Origin of the sequence: Lacisediminihabitans sp., from assembly GCF_043726815.1 — a bacterium.
Taxonomy (GTDB): domain Bacteria; phylum Actinomycetota; class Actinomycetes; order Actinomycetales; family Microbacteriaceae; genus Lacisediminihabitans.
The window spans coordinates 1-1,719 of sequence record NZ_JAYSJZ010000085.1; the positions used below are offsets into that span (position 1 = coordinate 1).

The 1,719-nt window shown below is 65.7% G+C and carries 2 protein-coding genes and 1 pseudogene; all 3 read left to right on the plus strand.

Translation table 11 applies throughout. The features are described from left to right. Positions 1-214, plus strand: a pseudogene (locus ACHZD8_RS13230) (M23 family peptidase); the annotation flags it as partial. Then, positions 214-1,011 carry an FHA domain-containing protein gene (locus ACHZD8_RS13235; protein WP_394770896.1) on the plus strand — a complete coding sequence of 266 codons (798 nt, stop codon included), beginning with the start codon at positions 214-216 and terminating at the stop codon, positions 1,009-1,011. The pseudogene ACHZD8_RS13230 and the gene ACHZD8_RS13235, both read left to right, overlap by 1 nt. A 128-nt stretch (positions 1,012-1,139) precedes the next feature. Then, a complete protein-coding gene (locus ACHZD8_RS13240) occupies positions 1,140-1,553 on the plus strand; it encodes a helix-turn-helix domain-containing protein (RefSeq protein WP_394770897.1) in 414 nt (137 codons plus the stop codon). Positions 1,554-1,719 lie beyond the last annotated feature (166 nt).

Sequence of the window (1,719 nt, forward strand, 5' to 3'; positions counted from 1 at the left end):
CGAACAAGTTGGCGCCACAGGCGACAACGGCCCCGCGACCGGCTGCCACCTCGACCTCCGGATCAACGTCGTCGGCAACACCAACCCCACGGTGGCCGCCCTACCGCGATCCGAAACCATCGGCGGCCCCGCCGGATGGGTGAACCCAGAGCAGTTCTACGATGCGTTCGGCCTCACCCTGTGTGCGCCGGACAGCTGTAGGAGGACGTACTGATGAACGACCCGACGATTCCCAACTACCCGGTCGTGCACGTCACCGTGCAGCCAGACGGCAGCGCCCACGTCAACGCCGCTGGCGACCACCAGAACTACCCTGCGGCCGACGTCGACGAGACACGAGAGCGAGTCCTTGCCTACGCGATCGCGGTGGCAACACGTCTCGGCCGAGGCGTCCGGATGACGACCGTCGACCCGGACGGCGAATGGAAGCTCGGCGTGTATCCGGACGGCGAAGTGGTCGACCTCGCGCCCGCGCCTCCCAAGGGGCGCACAGCCGCCAAGGTCAGCACGTCCCGGCCGCCGGCCGGCGCGGTCATCAAGGGCGAGCCGTCGGCCCCGTCGAAAGAATCGCCCACGGTGGTGCTCGAGCGCACGACGGACCGCACGGTGATCGCGCCCCGCGCCCCTCGCCAGCCGCATCAACCCGGGACGCCTGTGGCAACGCTTAAGTTCTCGACCGGCGAGACGGCGATCATCGGCCCGCCAGCGATCATCGGCCGCAACCCGAGCGCCCTCGCTGCTGACGTGGCAGGGGCGCAGCTCATCGTCGTCTCGGATCGGAGCCGCACTGTCTCACGCATGCACGCCGACGTCGCCTGGGTCGGCGGCAAGCTCACCGTGAGCGATCGCGGCGCCGGAAACGGCACCTCAATCACCCGACCGTCCACGGGACAATTCGATCTCACACCGGGCAAGCCTTACGAGCTGCTCGACGGCGACCTCCTGCACATCGGCCCCGACGTCGCTTGTGCGGTGGCGATCTCCTACCTGCAAGGGGAGACGGCGCAGTGACTGTCCTCCCAAGGGCGAGGCTACGTGCCCGGGATAATGACAACCATGAACCCGTCATGCATCGAGCTGCCGCCCACGGCTCGACTGCGCCAGCAACGACCTGGGAGCGTGCTCCCCATGTACTCCTGATGGACGACGAATATTGGGCGCAGCTCCCTGAACCGCTGACCATTCACGCGGCCGCCCTCGTCGTCCGGATGAGCGACACCACTGTGTTGCGACGCCTGCAAGACGGAACTATCCCCGGGCACTTCATCGGGCGGTCGTGGATCATCTTTCAGGGCGAGTTCCGCGCGTGGCTTGCGAGCCGCCGAAACACCCCCCTGCCTGACGGCACCGTTCAAGACCCTCTGGCCGATTACGACGAACAGCTCGGCATGTCCGAACTGATGGAATTCTTCGGAAAAACCAAACAGACGATCCGACGTTGGCTCCTCGACAAAGAGATACCGGGCTACCAAATCTCTGGGCGCTGGACCGTATACAAGTCCGAGCTGCGCGACACGTTGGCATCCAGTTCGAACCAACGGCCCGCAAGCTGAAGGTTGTTTCGCCGACACGCCGCCGATTGCGCTTAATGCATGCATTAAGCGCGGCAGTATTCCTGCTATGAGTGCAGTTCGTGGTCGTGCCCCCCGGAGCCGCAGGAATCCGGTGCCTACCGTGTCTCTCCAGGCACGGGTGTCACTCGAGGTCCGGGAGGGCATC